The organism is Cupriavidus sp. GW822-FHT06G04, from assembly GCF_058799075.1.
This window is the reverse complement of sequence record NZ_JBXALD010000003.1, coordinates 453,793-478,728: the sequence shown is the minus strand read 5'-3', so window position 1 is coordinate 478,728 and position 24,936 is coordinate 453,793. Positions and strand designations below refer to the sequence as shown.

At 61.2% G+C, this 24,936-nt stretch carries 29 protein-coding genes; 17 read left to right on the top strand and 12 right to left on the bottom strand.

Annotation, left to right across the window (positions count from 1 at the left end; genetic code table 11):
• Positions 1-10: 10 nt before the first annotated feature.
• On the bottom strand, positions 11-658 hold the full coding sequence (gene pcp, locus AC1RKI_RS09480; protein WP_227461119.1) for a pyroglutamyl-peptidase I: 648 nt from the start codon (positions 656-658) through the stop codon (positions 11-13).
• 102 nt (positions 659-760) lie between these two features.
• On the opposite strand from pcp, the gene AC1RKI_RS09475 reads away from it, so the two are divergent.
• A complete protein-coding gene (locus AC1RKI_RS09475; RefSeq protein WP_150981699.1) occupies positions 761-1,696 on the top strand; it encodes a LysR family transcriptional regulator in 936 nt (311 codons plus the stop codon).
• 3 nt (positions 1,697-1,699) lie between these two features.
• Here the strand turns inward: AC1RKI_RS09475 and AC1RKI_RS09470 are convergent, their stop codons facing one another.
• The 4 genes from AC1RKI_RS09470 to AC1RKI_RS09455 all read right to left on the bottom strand — a co-directional run bounded on the left by AC1RKI_RS09470 (position 1,700) and on the right by AC1RKI_RS09455 (position 7,139).
• Positions 1,700-2,926, bottom strand: a complete 1,227-nt coding sequence (locus AC1RKI_RS09470; RefSeq protein ID WP_492797604.1) for an MFS transporter — start codon at positions 2,924-2,926, stop codon at positions 1,700-1,702.
• 125 nt (positions 2,927-3,051) lie between these two features.
• Positions 3,052-4,680, bottom strand: coding sequence for a matrixin family metalloprotease (locus tag AC1RKI_RS09465; protein WP_492797606.1), 1,629 nt, complete (start codon positions 4,678-4,680; stop codon positions 3,052-3,054).
• 305 nt (positions 4,681-4,985) lie between these two features.
• Positions 4,986-6,095, bottom strand: a complete 1,110-nt coding sequence (locus AC1RKI_RS09460) for a helix-turn-helix transcriptional regulator (protein ID WP_492797608.1) — start codon at positions 6,093-6,095, stop codon at positions 4,986-4,988.
• Positions 6,096-6,233: 138 nt separating this feature from the next.
• Positions 6,234-7,139: a LysR family transcriptional regulator gene (locus AC1RKI_RS09455; protein WP_150981702.1), complete on the bottom strand. Its 906-nt coding sequence runs from the start codon at positions 7,137-7,139 to the stop codon at positions 6,234-6,236.
• 115 nt (positions 7,140-7,254) lie between these two features.
• Between AC1RKI_RS09455 and AC1RKI_RS09450 the strand changes: the two genes are divergently transcribed.
• Genes AC1RKI_RS09450 through AC1RKI_RS09440 form a run of 3 tightly spaced genes read left to right on the top strand, consistent with a single transcriptional unit; the run spans position 7,255 to position 10,080 of the window.
• Positions 7,255-8,262, top strand: a complete 1,008-nt coding sequence (locus AC1RKI_RS09450) for a Bug family tripartite tricarboxylate transporter substrate binding protein (protein ID WP_341249739.1) — start codon at positions 7,255-7,257, stop codon at positions 8,260-8,262.
• A 21-nt stretch (positions 8,263-8,283) separates the two neighbouring features.
• Entirely contained in the window at positions 8,284-9,327 is a 1,044-nt protein-coding gene (locus tag AC1RKI_RS09445; protein WP_150981703.1) for an Ldh family oxidoreductase, read from the top strand.
• A gap of 21 nt (positions 9,328-9,348) precedes the next feature.
• Entirely contained in the window at positions 9,349-10,080 is a 732-nt protein-coding gene (locus AC1RKI_RS09440; protein ID WP_341249738.1) for an ABC transporter substrate-binding protein, read from the top strand.
• A 91-nt stretch (positions 10,081-10,171) separates the two neighbouring features.
• Here the strand turns inward: AC1RKI_RS09440 and AC1RKI_RS09435 are convergent, their stop codons facing one another.
• From AC1RKI_RS09435 to AC1RKI_RS09420, 4 genes are all read right to left on the bottom strand, one after another.
• The gene (locus AC1RKI_RS09435) at positions 10,172-11,041 is read right to left on the bottom strand and encodes a tripartite tricarboxylate transporter substrate binding protein (protein WP_411800727.1); all 870 of its coding nucleotides are present in this window, start codon (positions 11,039-11,041) and stop codon (positions 10,172-10,174) included.
• A 198-nt stretch (positions 11,042-11,239) separates the two neighbouring features.
• Positions 11,240-12,298 carry a hydroxyacid dehydrogenase gene (locus AC1RKI_RS09430; RefSeq protein WP_492797611.1) on the bottom strand — a complete coding sequence of 353 codons (1,059 nt, stop codon included), beginning with the start codon at positions 12,296-12,298 and terminating at the stop codon, positions 11,240-11,242.
• Complete coding sequence (locus AC1RKI_RS09425; protein WP_492797664.1) at positions 12,295-12,972, bottom strand: RraA family protein; 678 nt, start codon at positions 12,970-12,972, stop codon at positions 12,295-12,297. Before AC1RKI_RS09425 ends, AC1RKI_RS09430 begins: the two co-directional genes overlap by 4 nt.
• 58 nt (positions 12,973-13,030) lie before the next feature.
• Entirely contained in the window at positions 13,031-14,296 is a 1,266-nt protein-coding gene (locus AC1RKI_RS09420) for an alpha-hydroxy acid oxidase (protein ID WP_492797666.1), read from the bottom strand.
• 128 nt (positions 14,297-14,424) lie between these two features.
• Between AC1RKI_RS09420 and AC1RKI_RS09415 the strand changes: the two genes are divergently transcribed.
• The 5 genes from AC1RKI_RS09415 to AC1RKI_RS09395 all read left to right on the top strand — a co-directional run bounded on the left by AC1RKI_RS09415 (position 14,425) and on the right by AC1RKI_RS09395 (position 18,895).
• Positions 14,425-15,327 carry a LysR family transcriptional regulator gene (locus AC1RKI_RS09415; protein ID WP_341249735.1) on the top strand — a complete coding sequence of 301 codons (903 nt, stop codon included), beginning with the start codon at positions 14,425-14,427 and terminating at the stop codon, positions 15,325-15,327.
• A gap of 182 nt (positions 15,328-15,509) precedes the next feature.
• Positions 15,510-16,199, top strand: coding sequence for a helix-turn-helix transcriptional regulator (locus AC1RKI_RS09410; protein ID WP_492797668.1), 690 nt, complete (start codon positions 15,510-15,512; stop codon positions 16,197-16,199).
• Positions 16,196-16,759, top strand: a complete 564-nt coding sequence (locus AC1RKI_RS09405; protein WP_492797613.1) for a DUF6036 family nucleotidyltransferase — start codon at positions 16,196-16,198, stop codon at positions 16,757-16,759. The genes AC1RKI_RS09410 and AC1RKI_RS09405 overlap by 4 nt, the downstream gene beginning before the upstream one ends.
• A gap of 273 nt (positions 16,760-17,032) precedes the next feature.
• Positions 17,033-18,535, top strand: a complete 1,503-nt coding sequence (locus AC1RKI_RS09400; protein ID WP_061954327.1) for a tripartite tricarboxylate transporter permease — start codon at positions 17,033-17,035, stop codon at positions 18,533-18,535.
• Between the two features lie 36 nt (positions 18,536-18,571).
• On the top strand, positions 18,572-18,895 hold the full coding sequence (locus tag AC1RKI_RS09395; RefSeq protein ID WP_341249733.1) for a PadR family transcriptional regulator: 324 nt from the start codon (positions 18,572-18,574) through the stop codon (positions 18,893-18,895).
• A gap of 9 nt (positions 18,896-18,904) precedes the next feature.
• Here AC1RKI_RS09395 and AC1RKI_RS09390 read toward each other — a convergent pair whose 3' ends face one another.
• Both AC1RKI_RS09390 and AC1RKI_RS09385 read right to left on the bottom strand, forming a co-directional pair.
• On the bottom strand, positions 18,905-19,288 hold the full coding sequence (locus AC1RKI_RS09390; RefSeq protein WP_084003861.1) for a VOC family protein: 384 nt from the start codon (positions 19,286-19,288) through the stop codon (positions 18,905-18,907).
• A 94-nt stretch (positions 19,289-19,382) separates the two neighbouring features.
• Positions 19,383-20,708, bottom strand: a complete 1,326-nt coding sequence (locus AC1RKI_RS09385) for an aminotransferase-like domain-containing protein (protein WP_492797616.1) — start codon at positions 20,706-20,708, stop codon at positions 19,383-19,385.
• 85 nt (positions 20,709-20,793) lie between these two features.
• Here AC1RKI_RS09385 and AC1RKI_RS09380 point away from each other — a divergent pair, with 85 nt between their 5' ends.
• Positions 20,794-21,423, top strand: a complete 630-nt coding sequence (locus AC1RKI_RS09380; RefSeq protein WP_341249730.1) for a LysE family translocator — start codon at positions 20,794-20,796, stop codon at positions 21,421-21,423.
• Positions 21,424-21,449: 26 nt separating this feature from the next.
• Complete coding sequence (locus AC1RKI_RS09375; RefSeq protein WP_492797618.1) at positions 21,450-21,857, top strand: VOC family protein; 408 nt, start codon at positions 21,450-21,452, stop codon at positions 21,855-21,857.
• Positions 21,858-21,962: 105 nt separating this feature from the next.
• Here the strand turns inward: AC1RKI_RS09375 and AC1RKI_RS09370 are convergent, their stop codons facing one another.
• Positions 21,963-22,364 carry a helix-turn-helix domain-containing protein gene (locus tag AC1RKI_RS09370; RefSeq protein WP_492797620.1) on the bottom strand — a complete coding sequence of 134 codons (402 nt, stop codon included), beginning with the start codon at positions 22,362-22,364 and terminating at the stop codon, positions 21,963-21,965.
• 118 nt (positions 22,365-22,482) lie between these two features.
• Here AC1RKI_RS09370 and AC1RKI_RS09365 point away from each other — a divergent pair, with 118 nt between their 5' ends.
• The 6 genes from AC1RKI_RS09365 (at position 22,483) to AC1RKI_RS09340 (ending at position 24,857) form a co-directional block, all read left to right on the top strand.
• On the top strand, positions 22,483-22,713 hold the full coding sequence (locus AC1RKI_RS09365; RefSeq protein WP_492797622.1) for a hypothetical protein: 231 nt from the start codon (positions 22,483-22,485) through the stop codon (positions 22,711-22,713).
• Positions 22,713-23,900: a replication initiation factor domain-containing protein gene (locus AC1RKI_RS09360; protein ID WP_492797624.1), complete on the top strand. Its 1,188-nt coding sequence runs from the start codon at positions 22,713-22,715 to the stop codon at positions 23,898-23,900. Before AC1RKI_RS09365 ends, AC1RKI_RS09360 begins: the two co-directional genes overlap by 1 nt.
• Before the next feature lie 100 nt (positions 23,901-24,000).
• On the top strand, positions 24,001-24,300 hold the full coding sequence (locus AC1RKI_RS09355) for a hypothetical protein (protein WP_492797626.1): 300 nt from the start codon (positions 24,001-24,003) through the stop codon (positions 24,298-24,300).
• A 4-nt stretch (positions 24,301-24,304) separates the two neighbouring features.
• Complete coding sequence (locus AC1RKI_RS09350; protein WP_492797628.1) at positions 24,305-24,508, top strand: hypothetical protein; 204 nt, start codon at positions 24,305-24,307, stop codon at positions 24,506-24,508.
• Complete coding sequence (locus AC1RKI_RS09345) at positions 24,508-24,666, top strand: hypothetical protein (RefSeq protein ID WP_492797630.1); 159 nt, start codon at positions 24,508-24,510, stop codon at positions 24,664-24,666. The genes AC1RKI_RS09350 and AC1RKI_RS09345 overlap by 1 nt, the downstream gene beginning before the upstream one ends.
• A gap of 56 nt (positions 24,667-24,722) precedes the next feature.
• On the top strand, positions 24,723-24,857 hold the full coding sequence (locus AC1RKI_RS09340) for a hypothetical protein (protein ID WP_263289490.1): 135 nt from the start codon (positions 24,723-24,725) through the stop codon (positions 24,855-24,857).
• Positions 24,858-24,936 lie beyond the last annotated feature (79 nt).

Genomic DNA, 24,936 nt, shown 5'->3' with positions numbered 1-24,936 from the left:
CGTTATGCGGCTAGTGTGTGGCGCCGCCAATTTCCTTGAGATCGATCGAGACTTCAAGCGCCGTCGCAACCATGATCTCGATGGCTTCGATCAGCACGCGAACATCCATGCTGGGCGCACCGGGATGGGCAGCGGCCATCTGCGGCAGATAGGGGACGTGAATAAATCCCCCGCGCAGGGCCGGCCGCTCGGTCGCAATGTAATGCAGCAGCGAGTAAAAGATGGCATTGCAGTTGTAGGTGCCGGCTGTCTGCGAGACCGATGCGGGGATGCCAGACGCACGCAGGCGGCTGACCAGCGCCTTGATCGGCAGCGAAGAGAAGTAGGCGGCAGGACCGCCGGCAATCACCGGCTCGTCAACGGGCTGCCGGCCCGCGTTGTCGGGAATGCGCGCGTCGACGACGTTGATCGCCACGCGTTCGATCGACACGTCGCTACGTCCGCCCGCTTGTCCCAGGCACAGGACGACAACGGGATCGACCTCCGCGATGGCATCCAGGAGCGCCTGCCTGACCTCGGCAATCACGCAGGGCAGCCGCCGGGCCAGCACGCGGGCGCCGCCGATCACGCGGTTATCGACGGCGCGGGCCGCCTCCCACGAAGGGTTCAGGGTTTCACCATCGAATGGCTCGATGCCGGTCACAAGTACGGTCTGCATTTGGCGCTGTCCGGAAGGCGGACGAAGGGGAGGGGAGAGCAAATCGTACCGATGCGCCACGGATTCTTGAAATGGATATTCGTTATCCGTTAAATTCATGAAATGAATCTATCCCGCATCGATCTGAATCTTCTCGTGGCATTTGAGGCGCTGTATCAGACGCGCAGTGTGACGCTTGCCGGCAGGCGCCTGAACCGCGCCCAGCCGTCGGTAAGCAATGCGCTGACCCGCCTCCGGACGCTATTTGGCGACGAGCTGTTTGTGCGCAGCCATGCAGGGATGGAGCCCACGGAGCTGGCGCACACGCTGATGCCCGGGATTTCCGCGGCGCTAGATCACGTTCGCCAGGCGGTGGGCCAATCGGTGGCTTTCGATCCCGCCGCACCGGCTGGACGCGGCTTTACCATCGCAGCCACCGACTACGCCGACATCGTCCTGCTGCCGCACGTTATCGGCAGGCTCAGGCGGCAGGCGCCTGAGATCGATCTGCGGATCATGGCGCTCGACCGTGCCGCGATCTACGAGCAACTCGACCAAGGCATTGTCGACGTCGCGATTGGCGGACACCTGTCCGCGCCGAAGCGCATGGTGCAAACCACGTTGTATGAAGAGGACTTCGTCTGCATCGCCAGCCGTTCACATCCGCAACTGCGCGCTGGCAAGCGACGGCGCCAGATCGACCTCTCGACCTATCTGCAACTGCCCCACGCACTGTTTGCCCCCGGCGATAGTGGATCGCGCCGCGGGGTCGTCGATGGCAGGCTGGACAAGCTCGGTCGGCAACGGCGTGTCGCGGCGACCTTCTCGCATATCGTCGCGTTGCCGTTGGCGGTGGCGCAAAGCGATCTGGTTGCCACCGTTGCCAGACGGGTGGCGCATCGCCTGGCCTCTCCCGAGGTGCAGATTCTTGAAGTTCCAGAAGAACTGGCCGATACCGGGTTCGATATCGAACTGATCCACAACCGGCGCACGCAAGCCGATGCGGCGGCCGTATGGCTCAGGCAGCAGATTCAGGCGGCCGTCAGTGAGATGGTTTGAGTCTCATCTGTCGAGCGGGCCAACGCGCCGAAACGCGGCAAGTATGGCCAGGTCATAGCCGATCTTCAATACACCACAGGCAAGCAGCGGCGCGCCAGTCCAACCCAAGGTCATGAGCCCACCGGCAAGCACCGGGCTGATCGCGGCGGCCAGGCTGCGCGGCACTGCGGTGAAACTTGCCGCCGCGGTCCGTTCCGGGGGAGTGACCACCGCCATCACGAATGCGGTCCGCGTCGGCACATCCATCTGAGACAGCGCACTGCGCGCGAGCAGCAACATCAAGGTCAGCGGCAACGATGGGGCAAAGGCGGCGGCAATCAGAAACGCACTGGATGGGATGTGCGTGAACACCATGGTGTTCAATAGCCCGATTCTTCGGGCCAGGGGAACGGCGGCAAGCTGGGAAGCCGTGGTCAATAGTCCGGCCCAGAAGAAAAACTGGCCGGCCGCGCCCGGAGCCATCCCGAAACGCTGCATCAACCAAAGCGACAGCAAGGCATTGACGACAAGGCCGCCTGCAAACGCATCCACACTGAACAGCAGCGCGAGCCGGATGACGATCCGGCGTGAGGGCCCCAGCGGCGTGATCGATGTCGACTGCGCGTGAGGTTCGGGCAACTTTGCATAGAGCGCCCACAGCGCAATGCCCGTCAAGGCATAAACCATGAACATCAGGCGCATGGCGGCCAGGAAAGACAGGCTGGTGTGCGAGCCAAGCCAGCCAGGTATCGCCGCGGCCAACGCACCGAACGCAGCGGAGAGGGACCCTGCGAGCCCGTAACGCGCGAACAATGCCGTGCGCGCCTCGGGGGCCGCAGCCTCGGTCAGCCGCGCCTGCTCGAGCGGCAGGAACACACTGACGTCCCCCGAGCTGGGGTTCAGCGTGCCGACAAACGCGACGATCAGGAGCGGCCAGAGCGACGACAGTCCCGCAAAAGCCGCGCCGGTAACGGCCATCAGGACCGCCGCCCATATCAGCAGGCGGCGTTGGGGAAAGCGGCTCCCGATGAGTCCGACCAGAATGGTTGCGATTGCGGAGCCGATCAGCGTGACACTGCTGATCAGCCCCACGGCGAGTTGGTCGAAGCCAAGCGCCAGCAGGTAAGCGGGCAACAGCACAGCCACGAAGCCATCGCAGAAGCCGCGCAACGCCCGCCCGGCAAGAAGCGGCATCGCACTTGCGTCGATGCCGGACGGGAATACGAGGCCGGAAAGCAATGAGCGATTCATCCGTTGCGCCGCAACACATCGTTGATGTGGGGTGCTCTGTACGGCGGCGGTGCTGGCCGGCGCCAACGGAACCGAAAGCAGCCAGATCGAGCCAGTCACGCAGAGGCGCCATTCAACCACCTGTTTCAGAGTGTAGACCACCAGATGGTGTTGTCGCCCTGGACTCCCTTCCACAGCATGTGCGTGATCCCGCCTATCGTACACACGCCTGGCCCTTGCGACGTGCCGACGCCAGCCACGTTGATCTGGCCAGTAAACTCATTGCCATCGAAAAGAGAGAAATAAATGCCAGAGTCACCGGGAATGCCCTTCCACGCGAGCAGGATGCGATTCCCTCTGACGGTCGCCGATGGGCCATTGCTATTGCCGATATTCCGCCAAACGCCGCCTTCCGTTTCATTCTCGACATACGATACGACTCTCTGCGGCTGCCATATCGCCTCCGGCTGATTGTCGATCGACGACCAATAGACCAGATCGTCTCCCTCCACGCCTTTCCAGAACATGAAAAGTCGGCCATGAAGCGCTGCCAGCGCTGGCGGCGCCGATGTCCCCACACCGTTGATCTTGCGCTGCGGCGTCCAGTTTCCGCCTGAAAGGATCGACCAGTAGATTCCCTGATCGCCATCCACGCCCTTCCACGCCATGTAGATCGTGCCGTTAAAGTTTGCTAGCGCGGGGCGATGGTTTGAACCGACGTTTGGAATCTTGCGCTGCGGTGCCCAATCGCCGTCACCAATGATCGAGTAGTAAAGCCCTTGATCGCCCTTGACTCCTTTCCACGCCATGATCAGGCCATTTGATGTATCACTCGCGCGGATGGTCGCGAGTGCGGGGCTTTCGGTTGATCCAATGCCTGAGATCTTCTTCTGTTGGCTCCAGACATTGTTCATAAGCTGCGATTCATAAATTCCTTGATCGTCTCCCGTTCCCTTCCAAACCATATGCAGGGTCTGAGTCGATGTCGCGCGTGACCGCACCGCAAGTGCAGGCCGGTCGCTGGTGGCCCGGTCACCCAGCTGTATTTGGGAGCGCCATCCGTAGAGATTCCTTATCGCATCGGTGCTCTCCGAGTCGATGACGGCTGCATTCAAGTCGTATGGGTACATTAGAGAGCGCCGATCATTCGAATGAGACAGGCCAAGTACGTGACCAATCTCATGAAGCGAGACGGATAAAAGGCCGGCCGTTGTCCAGGCTTCGGCACTATCAAAATTGATCCGTCCACTTGGCGGATAGCCGCCATCCGCCAGTACACCGCCTGCAGATCCGAAATAGCTCCGTAGCTCAGTTCCGCCGAACCGCAGCTGGATGTCGCCGCCAGAATCGACGCGCGTGAAAGAGAAAAATCTGCTAGCTGCCTGCCACTGCGCGAAAGCCCCGGCGATCGTATTTACGACGTCATTAGGCGGCAACCCGCTTCCCGCAGGGTCAATCGAGAAAGTCAGGACGCCTCTGTCCCAACGTCCGCCGGGAGACCCAAAAGTCTGAATTTGAGTTGGACCGTGCGATCCGTTAGGTACGCCACAATGCGGACGGTTGAGTGCATCCAAAATCGCCTGGAGCGTTGGCGAATCGAAATCTCGAACCCGTGGGTGGAGCTGGATCCCGTTGCCGGAAGGCACATAGTGCGCAAGCGCGTCCCTCAAGGCGGCAGGCAGTTTGTCGTCAGGCTTGAGAGAGGAAAAATCGTGATCGACGATCAGTCCTCGCGCAACCAGACTGTCATGTATATCTCGGAAACTTGTTGGCATTGCAATGCCCCTTATTGATGTTTCGCCCAGATCGATCGGCGGAAAAAAACCGAAAGTTGGCGTTACGTTTTGATGACTCGCTAGCCAGGAATCGTTACCACGCCGCTTATCGCCAAGTCCGTCAAATGGCTTCCCTCGGGCCTGTATCGGGACACAAGGATTTAGCGGGAATCCCGCATGGCAATCCCGCAAAAGAGTACGATCCGGTAGCGCAGGAATGTCGCGCGCTGCTTGCGCGTGGAGAATATAGTTACGGACGGCACCGCTTACCTCCCCAAAAGAGGTTAGGGCGCGTGTCGGAGGTGCTACTCGAAACGGGTGAGATGGGGCCGCGGCACACCTAGCAATGCGCAAACGAGTTCGCCTTGCCGGCGCGTGTCCGTCTTCGCGAACAGATGCTTCAGATGCGTGCGGGCGGTTTCGATGCTGATCTGCAGACTCTCGGCGGCAGCGGCCAGGCTGGCGCCGGACGCAAGGTGGTCTGCAAGGGCTGATTCGCGTTGCGTGAAGCGGTACTGCGCCCACGTGCGCATGTCCTTTCCGCACGTGCCTTTGCCCTCGGTAACTAGCAGCAGTAGTCGCGCGCCCGCGGGTCCGCCCGATATGGCGGCGTCGAATCGCACGGGCGTCACCTGTAATGGCGCATGCGGCGGCTGTCTTGTCAGGTAACAGGTGGGACCAGGGCATTGCGCGTTGCCCATGAGTGCTGTGCTGGCGATTGCAGCGTGTAGGCGCTCGACTTCGTGGGGATGCGACGCCGATATCTTGTCGCGCGAAATCAACAGCCCATCGCCAGCCAGCGCCTCCGCGCGTGCGTTGACGAAGACGGGGCGCAGGCGGGCATCCAGCAGGATCACGCCCACATGGACATGGGCCAGCGCGTCATATATGCAGTGCGTCTGTACCGAAACGATATCGAGGCGCGATCGCACCGCTAGCGCGGCTTGCAAATGCGGCGCCATGTATGCGGCAAGCCTGACGTCGTCGGCATCGAAATCGGGCTGACCTAGCAGGCGCCCTGCCACGAAATAGCGCGGCCTGCGCTCACGCTGCGGCAATGGCACGAGCATGCCGTAGAAGCCGTCTACCTTGCGGATGCAGTGCTGATAGAGCTCGGAACGGGCAAACTCCACGTCGCTAATGCGGGCGGTCTGCCGTGTCGGCACGCCTTCCGGTAGCGTGCGAATCCACGCGGGGCAGTTGTGGCTCAGTTCGTGGCTGAGCAGGGTGACGGCCTCGCGATCCATACCAACCGACGCCAGCAGCCTGGTCGGCGTCTCGGCGTCGACCACCATGCCGCAAGGCGCATCGAGCACTTTCGTCATGCCCGCTAGCGCGTCGGTCCATGCACTGTCGTCCAGCGCAGCCTGGTACGTCCGCTCCAGCGCCATCAGCACGGCATGCATTCGGTCCATATACCAATCTCACCGGGCGAACGCGACCCTGCGATTCTAGGTAAGCGCAGTGCCGTCGGTGCTGCATCATTTTTAATTCGCCGATAAATCAGAAGAGGAGGGTGCCGAAATTGCCGCTTCTGTGTGCGTGGTTCGATGTCACGCGCCCGGTGGTTTCGCTGCGCCTCTCTGGATCAGCATGTCAAAGAGAAACTGCGCGGCCGGCGCCAGCGGGCGTCCTCGGCGAGAGATCAATCCCAGGGTTCGGGTGATCGCTGGTTCTGTCAGTGGTATCGCAAGTAGCCCACTGCTGGATTTCGGCGGCAACGCCATTCTCGGCACCACACCGATTCCCAGGCCCGCCTCGACCAGACTTACCAAGGCGGGTACATGGTTTACCTCGCAGTACCAGCGCGGTCTGACCGGCAGTCGCGCCAAGGCCTGGTCGATCAGCAAGCGATTACCGCTGCCTTGCGCGAGCGTGATGTAGTCAAACCCTCCAAGGTCTTTCCATTGGACGCTTTTTTGCGTAGCCAACGGATGCCCTTTGCGACAGGCAACAACAAACGCTTCTTCAATCAATGGGCAGAATTCGATGTCGGGCTCCTGTGTCCCGATATAGGTCAGTCCGAAATCGGCATCGCCGCGCGTGACGGCAAGCAGGACATCCCCGGAGGACTCGTCAATGATGCGCAGCCGTATCCCCGGATATCGCGCGTGATACGGCCCCACTACGGAAGGCAGGAAATGTCCGACCGCGGACGGCACGCAGGCCAGCGTCACCTCGCCCGACAGCCGCTCGGAAACGGTCTGTATGCCGAGCATGGCCTCTTCCAACTCGTTTATGACGTTGCGCGCCTTGTGGACAAACATGCGGCCCAGCGTCGTCAACTCGACCTTCCGGGTAGTCCGCGTGAAAAGCGCGACGCCCAGCGCCTCTTCCAGTTTGTCCACCCGACGCGACAGCGCCGACTGCGACAAGAACATCGCGTCTGAAGCCGCCTTGAAGCTGCCCAGGTCGGCAACAGCCAAAAAAGCCCGTAAATCCGCAAGATCGAAATTCATGTGTTGGGCGCAATAATACGTGTGATTTTTGCACTTTACACCGTAATCCAGTACACGCGATGATGCGCAGCACGGACGGCGACGTCATGCTGTCCTGACTAACGCAGGAGACAAAATGCCAAAGAAAATACGCGAGCCGATCCGGGGCATGTCGCGCCGTGCCGCGCTTGCCGCCCTCGCGATTCCGCTCGCCACTGCGCTGATTCCCGCGCATGCGGAGACGTGGACACCCGTCAGACCAATCCGCCTGATCGTGCCATACGGTCCCGGCGGAAGCTCGGACGCCATTGCCCGCGTCATCGCGGCCGAAATGTCGAAGGGCCTTGGCCAACAGATCGTGGTGGACAACAAGGGCGGCGGCCAGGGTGTCATCGCGATGCAGGAAACCGCACGCGCCGCGCCCGACGGCTATACGCTGGTTCTTGGTCACGTTGGCACGCTTGCCGTCAACCCAGCCATGATGCGCAAGCTTCCCTACGATGCCGCGAAGGACTTCACGCCGGTGACGTTGCTCGCGAAAGTGCCGATGGTGTTCGCCGTGGGACCTACCGTCCATAGCGATTCCATCAAGGCATTCATCAAGCAGGCCAAGGCGAAGCCTGGCGCGATGACCTACGGATCGGCGGGCAACGGTAGCGCTGGCAACGTCGCCTTCGAAATGCTCAAGCAGACCGCGCATATCGATCTTGTGCACGTGCCGTACAAAGGCACCGGCGCGCAGATTACCGACTTGCTCGCCGGCAACATCGACGCCGCATCGGCGGGCCTGGCCGGCATTCTGCAACACGCCAAGGCCGGAAAGCTGCGCATCCTCGCGGTTGGATCGTCACAACGCCTGGCGCCGATCCCCAACGTTCCCACCATTGCCGAGGAAGGCTACCCGGGATTCGAAAGCTCCCAATGGTTCGGGCTTTTGGCACCCGCAGGCACGCCCGCAGCGGTTGTCAGTCGTCTCCATGCCGAGGCCGTAAAGGCCCTGGCTACGCCACTGGTGCGACAACGCCTTGCAGAGGACGCCAGCACGCCCGAAGGCGCCGGCAGTGCCGAGTTCGCGGCATTCATTCGAGGCGAACAACAGCGCTGGGGCACCGTCATCCGCAGCGCAGGTATCCAGGCCAACTAAAACCTTCAGAGATTTTCCAGCATGCAACAAGATCGAGTTTTCCTATCCGAAGCCGAACTCCGCCAACTCGGAACGCGTGCGTTCCAGGGCCTGGGCCTGACCGAAAACGATGCCCGTGATGTCATTGACATCCTCGTGCTGGCAGATCTTTTCGGGTTGAGTACTCATGGCCTGTCCCGCATCGAATCCTATGGCGAACGCCTTTTGTCCGGCGGCATCTCGGCACGCCCGGCCATCACCGTCGAACGCGCGGCACCGGCGTTGGTAAAAGTCGATGGCGGCAACGCCGTTGGGCCGCTCGCGGGCATGAAGGCACTGCGCGCCGCCATGGAAGTCGCCGGGGAATTCGGCATCGGCATGGCCTTCGTGCGGGGCAGCAACCACTTCGGGCCGGTTTCGCCCTACAGCTACATTGCGGCGCAAGCCGGGTTCGCCAGCATGATTGGCAGCAACGCCACGACGACCATCGCGCCGTGGGGCGGCAGCGATGCGCGTCTGGGCAACAGCCCGCTGGGCTTTGGCGTACCCGGGCATGACGGCCGCCACTTCCTGCTGGACATGGCCATGAGCGTGGCCGCGCGCGCCAAGATCCGCAATGCGCTCAAGGCAGGGCAGCCCATTCCGGATTCCTGGGCCACCGATGCGCAAGGACGACAAACCACGGATCCTAAAGCCGCCCTCGATGGCTTTCTGCTGCCTATTGGCGGGCACAAGGGCTATGGGCTGGCGCTGATGGTCGATCTCTTCGCTGGATTGCTCTCGGACGCCGCGTACCTCACGCACGTCAAGTCGTGGGTCGATGCACCTGACGAGCCACAGAACCTCGGCCATTTCTTTATCCTGATCGATACCCGGCGACTAGGCCCGACGCAATGGCTGGCTGCGCGCATGAAGGACTTTGCGGATATCCTCCATGGCAGCGCACCGGCCGAGCCTGGCAAGCCGGTGATCGTTCCCGGAGAGATCGAGCTCGACAAGCTGAGGCATCAGCGCGAAAAGGGCATTGCGATGGACCCGGCCGTGAAGGCCCTGCTGGATCGACATGCGAACGCCAAGGCGAACTGAATCACACACTCCGGAGGCACCATGAGTTATGACGATGCACGGCGCGAGCTTGCGCCGACTGGAATCTTTCGCGCGTCCATCAATGTTGGCAACCCAATCCTCGCGAACCTCGATGCAGACGGAAAACCATTCGGCGTTTCAGTAGACCTGGCCGGCGAGTTTGCGCGTCGCCTTGGCATACCGCTGGAACTTGTCGTGTTCGACTCCGCGGGAAAGTCGGTCGATGCGGTCACGGCCGAACAGGCCGACTTCGGATTCTTTGCCGTCGATCCGGTCCGCGGAGCGGGCATTGCGTTCTCCGCACCCTACGTGCTGATCGAGGGCGCATACCTGGTCAAGAACGACTCCCCGGTCAGAACCAACGACGAAGTCGACCGTGCTGGACGCAGTGTTGTCGTGGGCACAGGGAGTGCCTACGACCTGTATCTCACGCGCGCGTTGCAGCATGCCCAGATCGTGCGCGCCCCGACGTCGCCATCGGTCGTGCAAACATTCCTGGAACAGGATGCGGACGTGGCTGCGGGCGTTCGGCAGCAATTGGAGGCCGATGCCGCGCGCACGCCGGGCCTGAGGCTGCTGCCGGGCCGCTTCATGGTCATCCAGCAGGCCATGGGCATTCCCAAGGCCCGAAGCCCTGAGGCGGTGGACGTGCTACGGCAATTCGTCGAGGAAATGAAGGCCTCCGGCTTCGTTGCGGACGCGCTCGCACGTCATGGAATCGAGGGTGCGTCGGTCGCACCCATGGCGTCATAGCGACTGAACGGGCTCGCTCCGACGCGACAATGCGAGCGGCAGCGACGGGCACACCAGCGCTACGTGCCCGTCGCCATTCGGCAAAGCCCGCTCACTTTTCTTGCCATGGCATTTCCTTCCACAGTTGACGGAAACCTGCTTCGCCGCGTTCGAGTTCGGCGGCGTATGCGGCCGGAGCGAGGTAGCGCAGCGGCGCAAACATGGCGTCGGCCTGTTGCTTGAACTGCGGGTCCGCCGCAACCTTGGCCATGGCATCGACGAGCTTCTTCTTGACCGGCTCCGGCAGGCCCTTCGGTGCGGCCAGCCCGCGCAATGACGCGAGCTCGATGTTGTAGCCCTGCTCACGGAACGTCGACACATTGGGCGCCAGCACAGCACGCGACAGTCCCATCTGTCCCAGGAATTTCAGCGGCGTGCCGCCTTTCTGGTAGGCCAGCGCTTCGCCGACATTGATGGCGCCAATGGTGATCTGCTGACCCGCCAGCGCGCCGCGTACTTCGCCGGCACCCTTGTAGCCCACATGCGTCATCTTCACGGCCGCCGCCCGCTCGAACAGCAGCATCGCGAGATGGTCATCCGAGCCCACGCCCGTGGTGCCGACTGTGACGGCGCCCGGATTGGCCTTGGCATACTTCACGAGCGTTGCCAAAGAATCGATATTGCTCGATTGGTGGACGGTGAATGCGCCCGGATCGTCTACCAGGTTGCCGATGAGGTCGTAGCTCTTCCACGTGAACGTCGACTTCCGCTCGATAGGAATCGTCAACAGGTTCGGTGTGTTGATAAAGCCGATGGTGTAGCCGTCTGGCGTGGCGCGCGCCAGTTCGGCAAAGCCAATGGCGCCGCCGGCCCCTGGCTTGTTCTGGACCACGATGGTTGCGCCGAGCTCTTTCTCAAGATGCCTTGCGAGCAGGCGGGCGACCAGATCGGTGCCGCCACCCGGTGCGTAAGCCACGATCATCTCGATGGGCCGATTCGGCCAGGCGGCGGGTTGCGCCTGTGATGAGGCGGATGCCAGGGCGCCCGCCATACCGACGAATGAGCTCGCGGCAAGATAAAGGGATAGGCGCCGACGACGGAAGTCGGGGTTGCTGTGCATGATCTTGTCTCCTCACCGACCTATCTGGCCGGCGTATTGTTGTGATGATTGCGTGCGTGGTCAGCTAGCGCTAACGAGCGAGGCTGCTTCCATCCGTTGGCGCACCCTGGGCCACACTTCCGGGTTCACCAGACGTTCGGGCCTCTCGCCTTTTGCCAGCAATGCCAGGATTTGCGTGGCGGCCAATGTAGCGTTCCTGCGTCGGGCGTCATGTGTCACGCCTGCCGTGTGAAAGGTGGCAACGACGTTGTCGAGCGTCAGAAGTGGATGGCCGGGAGGAGGCGGTTCCTGGTCCCAGACGTCCAGGCCAGCGCCCGCAAGGTGTCCGCTGGACAGCGCCGCGTAAAGGGCTGCCTCATCGTGGATACCGCCTCGTGCAGTGCTGACAAAGATGCTGCCTCGACGCATTGCCGCGAAGGCTGCAGCATTCATCATCCCGAGCGTGCTGGCGTTGCGCGGGCAGTGCAGCGACACGATGTCGGACGTGCGCAGCAACTCGTCGAATGAGACGGCTTTGGCGCCGCGCTTTGCCATCTCTGCGCTATCGAGATACGGGTCATAGCCAATCACGCGCATGCCGAAGGCGCGGCCCAGCGCTGCAGCGCGGCTCCCGGCATGTCCGACGCCGACCACGCCTAAAGTGCGTCCACGGAGTTCGTGGCCCATCAGGTCTTCGCGGCTGCCGGTGGTATGGGTCTTCATGCGCTGGTCCGATTCAGGGATGCGGCGCATCACCGCTAGCATCAGCCCGAACGCCATCTCCGCCACGGAATCGGCGTTGCCGCCAGCCTGATTCATCACGGCCACACCCGCGGCCGTGCAGGCTTCGATATCGATCGTGTCGCAACCAGAGCCGCTCGACGACACGGCCAGCAGATGCGGACAACGCGCGAGAAGCTCGGTCGTCACGAACCAGCGTCGAGGCAGTTCGTCCTTGGCGGCCGTAATCTGATACACGTGGGCTTCCGAAAGGCGGGCCCACGCCTCTTCATCAGCACCTTCGCGCTGGCACGTGTGCAGCGTGACATCGGCGGCTTCGCCCACAATGCGATTGAATGCGGGATCCAGCCAATAGTCGAATCGAACGACCTGGCGCTTTGCAGAACGCGGCCGATTCACAGGATCCCCTTGTCAGCCAGGGAGCGGTCCACCCAGGTGCGGTCGGCGCGACCTTGCGCAATCGATTCCAGCACGCCAGCTTCCATGCGCTGCACGTCTTCGACGCGGACCGCAATCGCTTCCGCTTCCTCGGCGGGAACGACCAGCAAACCATCGCCATCACCAATGATCAGGTCGCCAGGCCGAACCACCATGCCGTGGATGGAGACCGGCACGTGCAGTTCTCCCGGGCCATCCTTGTAGGGGCCCCGGTGCGAAACGCCGCGCGCATAGACGGGCAGGGGCTCCTTGCCAATCGTGTCGCTGTCGCGAATCAGACCGTCGATGACAAAACCGGCAGCTCCCCGCGAGATGGCGAGCGCCAGCATGATTTCGCCGATGATGGCGTTTGGTCCCACGCCGCCGGCATCGACGACGATGACATCGCCGGGTCCGGAAAGGTCGATGGCCTTGTGGACCATGAGGTTGTCACCGGGGCGCGTGCGAACGGTCAGCGCTCGTCCGACCAGATTGCCGTCGCGACGATGGAAGGGGCGCAATTGACTGGTCCCCGTCGTGCGGCTCATGGCATCGCTGACATTGGCGACTGGGAAATTGCGATATCGCTCCATCAGCGATGTGCTGACAAGGTGCGCGGGGCGCGGATGAATGCGAAAGCCGTGTGGCGAGGTCATTGTGTTGTCTCCTGTATCGACCGTGCGGGTTCTGTTGGTATGGGTAGAAGGCGTGCACTCAATGCGAGCGCGTGCGGTAGATGCACTGCGCATCGACATCCGTTGCGCGGGTGATACCCAGCATGGCCAGGTCTCGAGAAATCTCGGCTTGCATCAGGTCGATGCCGTGGGCGACGCCCTGGCGCGCACCCACCGCCGCTGCGTAGGCGAACGGCCGCCCAATGAAGACGCAGCGGGCGCCTAGGGCAAGCGCCTTGATGACGTCAGTGCCGCGGCGCACGCCACTGTCGAGCATCACGGGCAGATGCGGCACGGCATCGACGACCTCTGGCAGGGCACGCATTGCGGCAATCACGCTATCCAACTGACGGCCACCGTGGTTTGAGACCACGATGCCGTCGACGCCATGTTGTTGTGCGGCGCGAGCGTCTTCTGCAGTCAGGATGCCCTTGACCACGAGCGGTCCCTTCCAGCGGCGACGGATGGTGGTGAGGTGGTCCCAAGTGAAGTGCGCACGGTCCGAGAAATCGCGCTCCACATTCCGAGAGACGATGGGGGCGCCACGGTGAACGTAAGCGTTTTCGAAGTGCGGTACGCCATGGCGTACCAGGGTGCGAGCGAACGTGCCAAGCAGCCAGCGGGGATGCGTGATGCCTTGCCAAGCAAGGGCGGCGCTCGGGCGCAGCGGCGTGGAAAAACCGGCGCGGATATTGTTTTCGCGATTGCCGGCGACGGGCGTGTCCACGGTAATGACGAGCGTCTCGACCTTGGCCGCTGCTGCCCGCGCCAGCAGCCCTTCGATCTGGCGCATGTCTCCGGGAAGATACGCCTGGAACCAGGTGCCGGGCGCCGCCTCCATGACTTCCTCAAGGCGAATCAACGACGAGCCGCTCATTACGGCCGGAACGGACGCTTGGCAAGCCGCCTGCGCCATCACGACATCCCCGCGGTAGGCAAACAGGGCGGAAATACCCATTGGGGCCAGACCGAAGGGCGCCGAATACTTCCGGCCGAACAGGTCGAAGCTCAGGTCGCGCGACGAGACGCCAACCAGCACGCGCGGGCGCAGTGCCAATTCCTCAAACGACCGCCGATTCTGTTCCAGGGTGATGTTGTCCTCGACTGCGCCGCTTACGTAGGCGTAGAGCGGCTTGGGCAGGCGTCTGCGCGCCAGCGCCTCGAAGTCCTTAAGCGACAGCACGCGCTGCCTCAGCCACTTCGCCTGTCTATCGCCTTGTGCCGCAACGGGCGTATGCGGCGTCGTCCGGTCAGCGGATTGAAGTGCTGCGGTCCGGGCGGGATTGTCGACAGGAGTGGCGGACATAGTCGTAAGGGCTAGAAAGTGGAGCAAATCTAGCAACGCCAACACACCGACAAAAGCGAAAAATAACGAAGCTATAATTTCGCTTTTATGAAAATATCGGCAATCGACCGATTGGGGGAGGGCGCGCCATGACACTCAAGCAGCTCGAGGCTTTCTACTGGGCGGCAACTTGCGTCAACTTCACAGTGGCGGCTGAGCGGGTCCATTTGTCCGTGTCTTCGCTATCCAAGCGGATTGCCGAATTGGAATCGTCGCTGGGCGTGGCGCTGTTTGACCGCAGCGGGCGGAGTGCCGAGCTGACTGCGCAGGGCGAGCAGATGCTGCCGCAGATTCACGCGATGCTGCATGCCGCCGCGGAACTGCAGCAATCGGCGGGGCAACGCCATGGTTTGATCGGGCGGTGCCGTATCGGCCTGGGAGAACTGAGCGGGCTGACCTGGTTACCTAAACTGGTGCGCGAAGTGTCAACACGCCATCCGGGTTTGCTGCTGGAGCCTCACGTCGATATCGGACAGGCCCTGGAGCAGCGCCTGCACGATGGAGAACTCGACATTGGGGTGCTGGCCGGACCGTCTACCCGTAGCAGCCTGGCGGCTGAGCGGATAGGTCAGGTGGATTTTGCGTGGGTTGCCAGCCAGTCTTTGCTCGAGCTGGCCGGCGCTGACGACCCACGGATCCTGATGGGCGAGCAGACCTTGCTGACACTTCCGGTCGGAGCGGGCGGAACGCGGGTGCTTGACCAATGGCTGGCGCGCCGAGGATTGATGGTGGGCCGGCGCCTGATGTGCAATAGCTGGGGAGCAGTTGTCGGTATGGTCGTCGAGGGGTTGGGCTTCGGGTTTGTCCCCACGCTATGGGCTGAAGCACTCGTGGAGCGCGGTGGACTGCGCATCCTGCCCGATACCGACGCATTGGAACCGCTCCACTACGCCGTGCAATGGCGCCGCGACGATACCCGGCCGCTGATTCACGCGATGCGAGAGATTATCCGCGGCGTCATCGACTTCCAGGCGCCACGGTGCTTCGTGTAGGCATGGGGTAACGTAAATCCGCAGGCATTCGGCGGCGTCCGCGCCGGCCAGATTGTCATGTCGTTGCGGCGCGATGTGCCCTACGACCATCTTTTCTGAATGGTCGACGCCTACGGAAGCCTCTCTCCTATGTGTTCATTATGTTGGACAAAATGCGGGTTTTCGACTATTGTGTTGGACATATGGGAACATCTACTACTTCTTCGGTTCTGGAGCGTCAACTCTTGCTGCAGCTAGGCGATCGGCTCAAGCGCCTTCGCAAAGCGCAAGGCCTCACGACAATCGAGATGGCGCGTCGTGTAGGGATCTCCAGAACGACGCTTGCAGCGGTGGAGGCCGGAGATCCTGCCCCATCGATCGGCACCTATCTTCGCGTGATGTCGGCACTCGGTGTGGCCGGCGACCTTGCTTTGTTGGTGTCTGACACCTTTCAACCGGCACCTCCCAACTCAGCCGGAGCAAACACTCGGCGTGGCCGACCGCAAGTCCAGGTGCTAGTGCGTTCGGATTCCGAGAGTCATCAGGCACAGGATTTACAAAGCCTCGCACTTCACGAGGAGGCGGTGCGATGGTTGCGCACATACCCGGAACTTGTCGATCAAGCTCTTGAGACGTTAGCGAAGTGGCGAGCGAAGGGGCCAAGCCGGTCCGATAGCCTGTGGTCCGAATGGGAGGAGATTCTCACGCGCCAAACGTGGCGCAAGGCATTGGGGCGTACCAAGCGCGCGCAGGAACTGAGGCAGGCGTCGCCTTTGCCTACGGTGTTGCCCGATCATGTAAGGAATGAAGTGGTCGCGCAGGCAAAAGCATTGAAAAAGGGCGTTGTGATCGGTGATGTCGAAATCGATCCGTCGTTGAAGGAACTGCATTGAAGCGAGAAGACCTCGAACACATCATTCGTGCATCCGGCGAGATCACGGGCGAGTATGAGTTCGTCATCGTTGGAAGTCAGTCTTTTTTGGGAGGACATCCATATCCTCCCGCTGTATTCACTGCTTCTGCAGAAGCTGACATTTATCCGCGAAATGCGCCTGAGAAGGCTGATGACATAGACGGAGCAATCGGCGAAGGGTCCCAGTTTCATGAGACCAACGGTTACTACGCTCAAGGCGTGGGGCCCGAAACTGCGGTTTTGCCGGAGGGCTGGGAGAGGCGGGTTGAGAAAATCCAAAATGACCGTACTAACGGCCGCATCGGATACTGCCTAGGAGCGCTCGATCTATTCATGGCCAAGGCAGTGGCCAATCGTGACAAAGACAGAGACTTCGATGTGGCGCTGCTCGTGCATGGTTTCGTGAAGGCGGACGAAGCAATTGCAATGGTCAGCAAAATGCCGCCATTTTTAACCGCCTCGGAGAGAGGGCGGCTGCGCGAGCGGATCAAGCGCTGGATTGCTATCGCTGAGTCGCAGCGTCCTCCACAGACTGATTAAATAACCCGACGTACACAGACGTTCCCAGTGAAGCTCGCGGCTCTCTGTAACCCGGAAAAGGGGGCGACAGCCGCAAGACAGCACAGACCCCACAACGCCGCTAATTCGTGCGAATTGTCGCGATAGCGTCGAAGCCGACGACTCTCTGACAGGTGAATACCCGCAACACAATACAAATGAAAGCAAATTGAAAGTTGTGACCCCTAGGTTTCACTGATCGCCAGCGCGTCGGCCGTATCGGAAGATTTCCTGGCAGTTAAGGAGCCCGCCCCCATGGACCTGTTATCCAACCTCGGATTGGGCTTCGCGACTGCCCTGTCGTTTCAGAACATCTTTTACGCGTTTCTGGGTTGCGTGCTCGGCACGCTGATCGGCGTGCTGCCGGGCCTTGGGCCCCTAGCCACGATCGCGATGCTGTTGCCCGTGACGTACACGCTGCCGCCGGTGGCCGCGCTGATCATGCTGGCCGGTATCTACTACGGCGCACAGTACGGTGGTTCCACAACCGCCATTCTGGTGAACCTGCCCGGCGAATCGTCGTCAGTCGTGACCACCATCGACGGCTACCAGATGGCGCGTCGTGGCCGTGCGGGCGTGGCGCTGGCCACTGCCGGCATCGGCTCGTTCTTCGCCGGCTGCGTGGCCACGCTGATCCTGGCCGCTTTTGCCGCGCCGCTGTCGGAACTGGCGTTCAAGTTCGGCCCCGCCGAGTACTTCTCGCTGATGGTGCTGGGCCTGATCGGCGCCGTGGTGCTGGCGTCGGGCTCGCTCGTCAAAGCAATTTCGATGATCGTGCTGGGCCTGTTGCTGGGTCTGGTGGGCACCGACGTGAACTCGGGCGCTGCGCGTTTCTCGTTCGACGTACCGGAGCTGACCGATGGACTGAACTTCGTGTCGGTGGCAATGGGTGTATTCGGCTTCGCGGAAATCATTGCGAATCTGGAGCAGAAGGAGAATCGCGAGACCTTCACCGATCACGTGACCAACCTGTTCCCCACCAAGGAAGATTTCAAGCGCATGATTCCGGCCATCCTGCGCGGCACATTGCTCGGATCGGCGTTGGGCATTCTGCCGGGCGGTGGCGCGGCTCTGGCGTCGTTCGCGGCCTACTCGCTGGAAAAGAAGACGTCGAAGTATGCGCACGAATTCGGCAAGGGCGCGATCGAAGGCGTGGCAGGTCCCGAATCGGCCAACAATGCTGCGGCGCAGACGTCGTTCATCCCGTTGCTGACGCTGGGCATTCCGCCCAACGCCGTGATGGCGCTGATGGTCGGTGCAATGACGATCCACAACATCCAACCGGGCCCGCAGGTGATGACCAGCAATCCGGCGCTGTTCTGGGGGCTGATCGCCTCGATGTGGATCGGCAATTTCATGTTGATCGTGCTGAATCTGCCGATGATCGGTATCTGGGTGAAGCTGCTGACCGTGCCGTACCGCTATCTGTATCCGGCAATCCTGACGTTTTGCTGCATCGGCGTGTACTCGGTGCAGAACACCACGTTCGACGTGTTCCAGACCGCGGCTTTCGGCGTGATCGGCTACCTGTTCATCAAGCTGAAGTGCGAACCGGCACCGCTGCTGCTGGGCTTCGTGCTCGGGCCGATGATGGAAGAAAACTTCCGCCGCTCGCTGCTGCTGTCCAGGGGTGCCTTCAGCGTGTTCGTAACGCGTCCGCTGTCGCTGGGCCTGCTGATCGCCGCGGCGATTCTGGTGGCAATCGTGGCGATGCCATCGATCAAGGCAAAGCGCGAGGTGGCGTTTCAGGAGGAATAGTCGCTGGTTGCCATGTGAGTTGGCATTAATCGGTGTATGAAGACTCCAGCGCTCACGCGCGCCTTATCGCGCCTGTATATCTTGAAGCTTGTCCAGGCTGGCCCAATGACTGTGCTCAGCCTGGCAGACCGCCTTCGCGAAAGCGGCTTCAATGAGAATATTCGATCGCTGCGTCCCACTTTGCGCAGTCTCATGATCGCACGCGCTATCACAGCACAGCTTATCGAAGGGACCGGGCGCGTCTATTGCATAACGGATGAAGGACGGCAGGAGTTGGATGTCTATCTGGCGCAACTAGAAGCACTGGTCCCGGCAGGGCGGGCGGCCCGAGATAGGGCGACCCGGCAGCGGTCTGGCTAAGGAAGCCGGCTAGGCGCCAAGCTTGTAAGGCTGAGTCATGACTTCCAGAAGATGACCGTCAGGATCATCGAAATACACGCCGCGGCCGCCATTGTGCAGATAAGTTTCGCCGACACGTTGCTTACCAGGATCGGCCCAATAGCGAAGCCCTCGGTCTCGAATACGAGAGAAGACCTGATCGAATTCGCCTTCACTGATCAGAAATGCGTAATGCTGCAAAGAAATCGCGCCTTCCCTTTCGAAGAAATCGAGCGAAACGTCATTGTCGAGTTGAACTACCAGCATCTGCCCAAACTCGACAGGGCTTGGCAGTCCCAGAATATCCATTAGAAATTGCGTTGACTTCTGTTTGTCGCTGCACCAGACGATAGTGTGATTTAGCTGTACGCTCATGGCGCGCCCCGAGTGATATGCCTAGCTCAGACCTAGTCTAGGCTTGATCTTGCCCGATTGAAATAAAAGGGCTATCCACAGTCCCAGGCTGCAACTACTGCCCGATCACTGCACGGATTTCACAAAGCGCCCGGTGCAGCGCTCGCAGGCCAATCGATCCCAGTGCCACCCGCAATGCGTGAGGGACGTGAGGCGTGACGGCAAATGGCTCGGCGGTCGTCACCAATACCCCTTTGCGCTCAAGCTCTGCGACGACACGATCGGCGCGCAAGCCTTCGTCTAGTTCCAGCCAAAGGTAATAGGAAGAAGGGTGCGCAATGACCGTGTAGCCCTGCAAAACCTGGCGGGCAAGGTCCTGGCGCTGCCTGGCGTCTTTGCGCTTGCGGTCTTCCAGCGCATCCACCGTACCCGCTTCGATCCAACGGCAGGCCAGGGCGACGGTCAGCGAAGGGGTGTTCCAGGTGGATACGCGAATGGCCTGTTCAAGGGCGGGAACGTAAGCGTGGGGCGCCGCGACGAACCCAAACCGCAATCCGGACGCCACGCTCTTTGAAAGGCCCGATACATAGATGGTCCGATGCGGGGCTTGCGTGAACACGGGCTTTGGCGCTGGTTCGGCAAGAAAGGCATAGGCGCCATCCTCGACGATCAGGAAATCGTGCGCGTCGGCAAGCGCCGCCAGGCGAACGCGGTCCTGCTCCGGCATGACCGTTCCCAGCGGATTGTGCAGCGTGGGCATCGTGTAGACGGCTCGCACTGGTCGGCGCTTGCAGAGCGCGGCCAGCGCATCGAGGTCGGTGCGGCCGGCGGCCTGAGGAAGCGGTTCGAGATCCAGCCGGTACGCGTGTGCCAGCGCCTTCATACCGGGATAGGTGAGGGCGTCGACAGCCAGAACGTCGCCCGGCTTGAACAGGGCCATGACGGTCACGGCCAACCCCTGCTGCGCGCCGTTGACGATCAGTATCTGGTCGCCGCCGACGCGGATATCCCTGTTCCGCAAATGCCGCGCCACGGTCTGCCGCTCATGCGGCCGGCCGCCCTGGGGCGCCGAATGCAACAGGGAATCGAGATCGCCCGACACAGCCAGGCTGCGCAGGCCCTCCCGTAATATTTCCGCTTGGTCCGGCAGAGAAGGGTAGTTGAAAGTAAGGTCCACCGCACCGGCCTTGAGCGGCCGTTGCTCCAGTCCCAAACCGCGTGGCAAAGAGGTATCGCGTACGAAGGTGCCACGACCGGGTTCGCAAGCTACCAGCCCGACCGCCTCGAGTTCGGCGTAGACGCGCAAGGCTGTAGCGAGCGCGACGCGATGCTCCTGCATCAGCGCACGAACAGTCGGCAATTGCGTGCCCGGTAAGAGGTCGCCCGCGTGTATGCGCACCGCCATTGCATCCATGATTGACTTGTATCGCGCCTTGGCCATGGTTGTATCTAGAACAATTTTTTGGTTGTATCAGGTGTTGGTCTTACTCTATCAGCATTCAACCAACCGGCAGCGGGCAAGAGACATGATCGATTTGGCAACCCTTTCTGTATTTGCCGTGGCGGTTATGTTTCTGCTGATATCGCCCGGGCCCAATATGATGTTCGTGGTAACCCACGGCGCTACATATGGTTGGATGGGCGGCGTGGCTTCGGCACTCGGCATTGGCGCGGCGGACCTGGTGCTAACGGCCCTGACCGCAACTGGCATTGCGGCGGTGGTCGGCAGCATGCCGGCGGCCTTCGATGTCATTCGCTTTTGCGGGGCCGCGTACCTATTGTGGATGGCCTACAAGTGCGTGCAGGCGCCGACGGCACCAAGCGTGGCCATCGCGTCGCAGGCGACGCTGAAAGCCGTGTTCGCGCGCGCCATGCTGAACAGCCTGCTAAACCCCAAGGCCTTGTTGTTCTTCGTGGTGTTTCTCCCGCAATTCGTCGTGCCCGGCCATGGACCGGTCGCATGGCAATTGCTGATCCTGGGAAGTGTGCTGACCGTGATCGCCATCGTGTTCCACGCCGCCCTCGGCGCGGGCAGCGGCGTTGTCCGCCGCTTTCTCGATGCGAATCCAAAGTTCGCTCACCTGCAATCGTTGGGGCTCGCCACCGTACTGGTGCTGCTGGCCCTGCGACTGATCGTGATGGCGCGTCCGGATTGAGTAGAAGGGCGCACAAGGAGACCCCAATGTTCAGTCACATTACGGTCGGCTGCGCCGATTTGGCGCGCGCCGCTGCGTTCTATGACGCGGTGCTTATCCCGCTCGGCCTAGAACGGCGCGTGGTCGCTACGGATGGCGGCCCTCCCGCCGCATGCTGGGTCCACCGTGGGCAGCCGCTGCCAAGGTTCTACGTCTACCTGCCGTTCGACGGTAATCCGGCTAGCGCCGGAAATGGCAGTATGGTCGCGTTCGCCGCACCGTCGCGCACGGCGGTCGACACCGCGTACGTGGCAGGGCTAGCCATGCACGGAAGCTGCGAGGGAGAACCCGGACCGCGTCCGCGCTACGGCGATGGGTACTACGGCGCCTACCTGCGCGATCCGGATGGCAACAAGGTGCACATCGTCTACCGGGGCGATGTTGCGGACGGCTGAGGGCTGGCGTGTGGATCGGCCCGACCGGCACCAGCGGCCTTGCGAGAGCGAGGCTTTTTGCTTAGTGCTGGGCGTGGGGAGTTTCACCGCTGACGTACTTCGTATTTAACATAAGACAAAGTCTTTCGCCTTCAAAACGGCGTCAATACTGGCTTGCAGGGCAGGGGATGTCACAAATTTTGTGACACTACCTCCGACTGCGACCGCGAGTACTGCGAGGCTGGCCGGGGCCGCTTGCATCGACATCCTCTTGGAAAAAACCTCCCACAAGGACCGCTGACCGGCGCGCTCAGCGCGGTCCATATCTGCGGCCATGATGACGGGCAACGGATCTGCCATGTCGAGTGCCTGGGCGATTCGCAGACAAGCTTCGTTGTCTGGATTGCGTGCGCCCGTTCGATATTGGCTCACAGTGTTTTGTTTGACACCGAGCATTTTGGCGAGCGCGGTGTCGTTTTTTAGTTCGTGACGCTCGATCACGGCATCAAGATATTTCTCGATTCTCATGAATACCCCTCGAAAGTAGTACTTGACGTCATCTCACCTGAGATTACTATCTCACCCGAGATGACATCTCGCCTGAGATGTTCTCGGATGATAGTCGGTAAACGGGAAGGGGTAAACGATGACGGGTCTGAATGGGGTGGAACTGGACATGGTGATCGGTATGGTGAAGCTGGTCACCGCGTCCGTCGCCATTGGCGGCATCCTGGGTGGCTTTTCTTTCTCCCTGACTGTGAAGGTCTGGACCCATATCGCAGACCGGATGGCTGAAAAGCTCGACGCGCACCGTGCCGAAAAGCTGTTGCGCCTCCAGGCGGAATGTTGGCGCCTTCGTGCCGCGCGAGGCCGCTGATGGGCAAGCTCAAGGAAATCGCCGCCATTGGTAAGGAAATTAAGGCTCTCCGGGCAGGGGCACAGGCGCGTAGCGCCGTAGGCGAGCGCAAGGATGAGCACGCCGAAGGCGCTGCGCGTCCGGGACACCCCACCATGTCGGAGGTCCGTAGTTCCCCCGCTACTAATAGGGGGGAACTGGAAGCGTTAGCTATTGCGGCCCACTCCGCTGTACAGCTCGTGATGTCCGATTCGGGCGAGTTGAAAACCATCGCTGTGCGTGTACCGGCGAACGGCCAGATTGCGGTGATCGACGGTCTGCGCATTGTGCTCGGTGAAGAAACGTTCGCGGCCGTCGCGGAGGGCGTGGATGACGAAGCGTATGTGCGTGCATGCAGTGCGAAGCTGGAACAGATTTTCGGCTTCGGCTTGGTCCGCAACCTGAACCAGCGTCGGGATTTCTACGGCGAAACGTGGGAGCTTGGCGAGAACTGGGGCTATGCCGGGTTCGGTGGGGAGCGCCAGAACGGGACGATTCTGATTGTGCTGTCGGGCCAGGGCACGTTGGCGGCGCTGCCGGGTTGGGAAGCGAGGCTCTACGAGTTCATCACCACCATGGCAAAGCGTCCTGTGATCACTCGCGTTGATCTTGCGCATGACGTGTTTGACGGTCGCGTGACGGTCGATCAGTTGGACCAGATGCACACCGATGGCTTCTTCACCAATGCCTATACGGTGCCGGACTGCCAGCACGCTGGCAATTGGAAATTTCCCAACGGTAAGGGCCGGACGCTGTACGTCGGTACTCGCAAGGCCGGGAAGATGTTCCGGGGCTATGAGAAGGGCATGGAGCAGGGCGATTCTGGTTCGCAATGGGTTCGCCTCGAAGTTGAGCTTGCCAACAAGGCAATGCTGATTCCGTTCGACGTGTTGCTCGATCCAAGCGCCTATTTCATGGGCGCGTATCCAAAGGCTTTCTCGCATTTGTCGCTGACTGTTACGCCGCAGCGTATCGAGATCAAGCGCAAGACGGCTTCGATTGCTGTCGATGCGTCGCTCAAGATGGTTTCGCAACAGGTTGGCAAATACGTGGGCGTTCTGGCGGATCTGATGGGCGCTGAGCAATTTGTCGCAGCAGTGCGCGATTCGATGGGCCGTTGGCCGGATCGTCTTGCCATACGCGCAATACGCCGACACGCCTGTGCATAAGCAGGATCGCAAACAGTCTTTCAACGAATACCAATTCGGCCCCGATGATTGGAGCGGCGCATCGGGCATGGTCGCATAGCCGCGTTACGGAGAGTTCCACATGCGTTTCACCACGGAAGTTCAGGTTCTCGGCATGAAGTCGAGCAAGGGTTCGATGGATAACGGTCAGACGTATGACAGCACGAAGGCATACATCGTCACGCCGCTGGATTCGTCGAAGGGTACTGCGAAGGGAATGGCTGCCGGTGAATACACCATCGGCACGTCCGATGAATTTGCGAAGTACGACAAGCTGCCATTTCCATTCATGGCGAAAGCTGACATGGAAATCGTCAGCAACGGCAAGGGCCAGAAGACCGTGGTGCATAGCCTCGTTCCGGTGGCTGCGACGAAGGGCTGATGCGATGGCCGCGTCCGTCGTGTTCGTCGTGCAGGAGGTCGAGTCCGGGCAGTTTCTTTGTCCGTACAGCGGGGACGTGGGCTTTACGCATCGGCTCAAGGAAGCGGGCACGTTTGAGACGCGGGAAGAAGCGTACGAGACAGCTGCCGATCACTGCGATGAAGCATTTGATGTGGTGGCCGTCATCAGTGAGCGGGGAGGGCGGTGATGACAGAAACCTGTTGCACGGCCGAGCAGCTTGCTCTCATCGGCATCAATGCCCAGGACATTGCATACGCCTATGCCTGGGGTTTTGGGGCGGTCCTTACCGCTTGGTTTTTCGGGTTCTGTGTCGGCGTCGCGGTCGACGTCATTCGCAAGGCTTAGGGCATTTGCCCAACCGGCGCCAGGGCGGTTTCCCTGGCATTTTCGGGAGATCCCAAATGGCAGAAATCTTTGCAGCTGTTGACCTGTCGGCCGTCGCCACTTTCGTTGGTGGTGCCGGCGTTCTGATCGTCGGTATTGCCCTGGCTTACAAGGGCATCAGCCTGGCGAAGCGCGCCGTTTCGAAGGCTTAAACGGGGCTGTCATGACAGGGGCACTGGTGGCGCTGTTCTATGTCCTGGTGGCGATGCTCGGCGGCATCAGTGCCCTCTG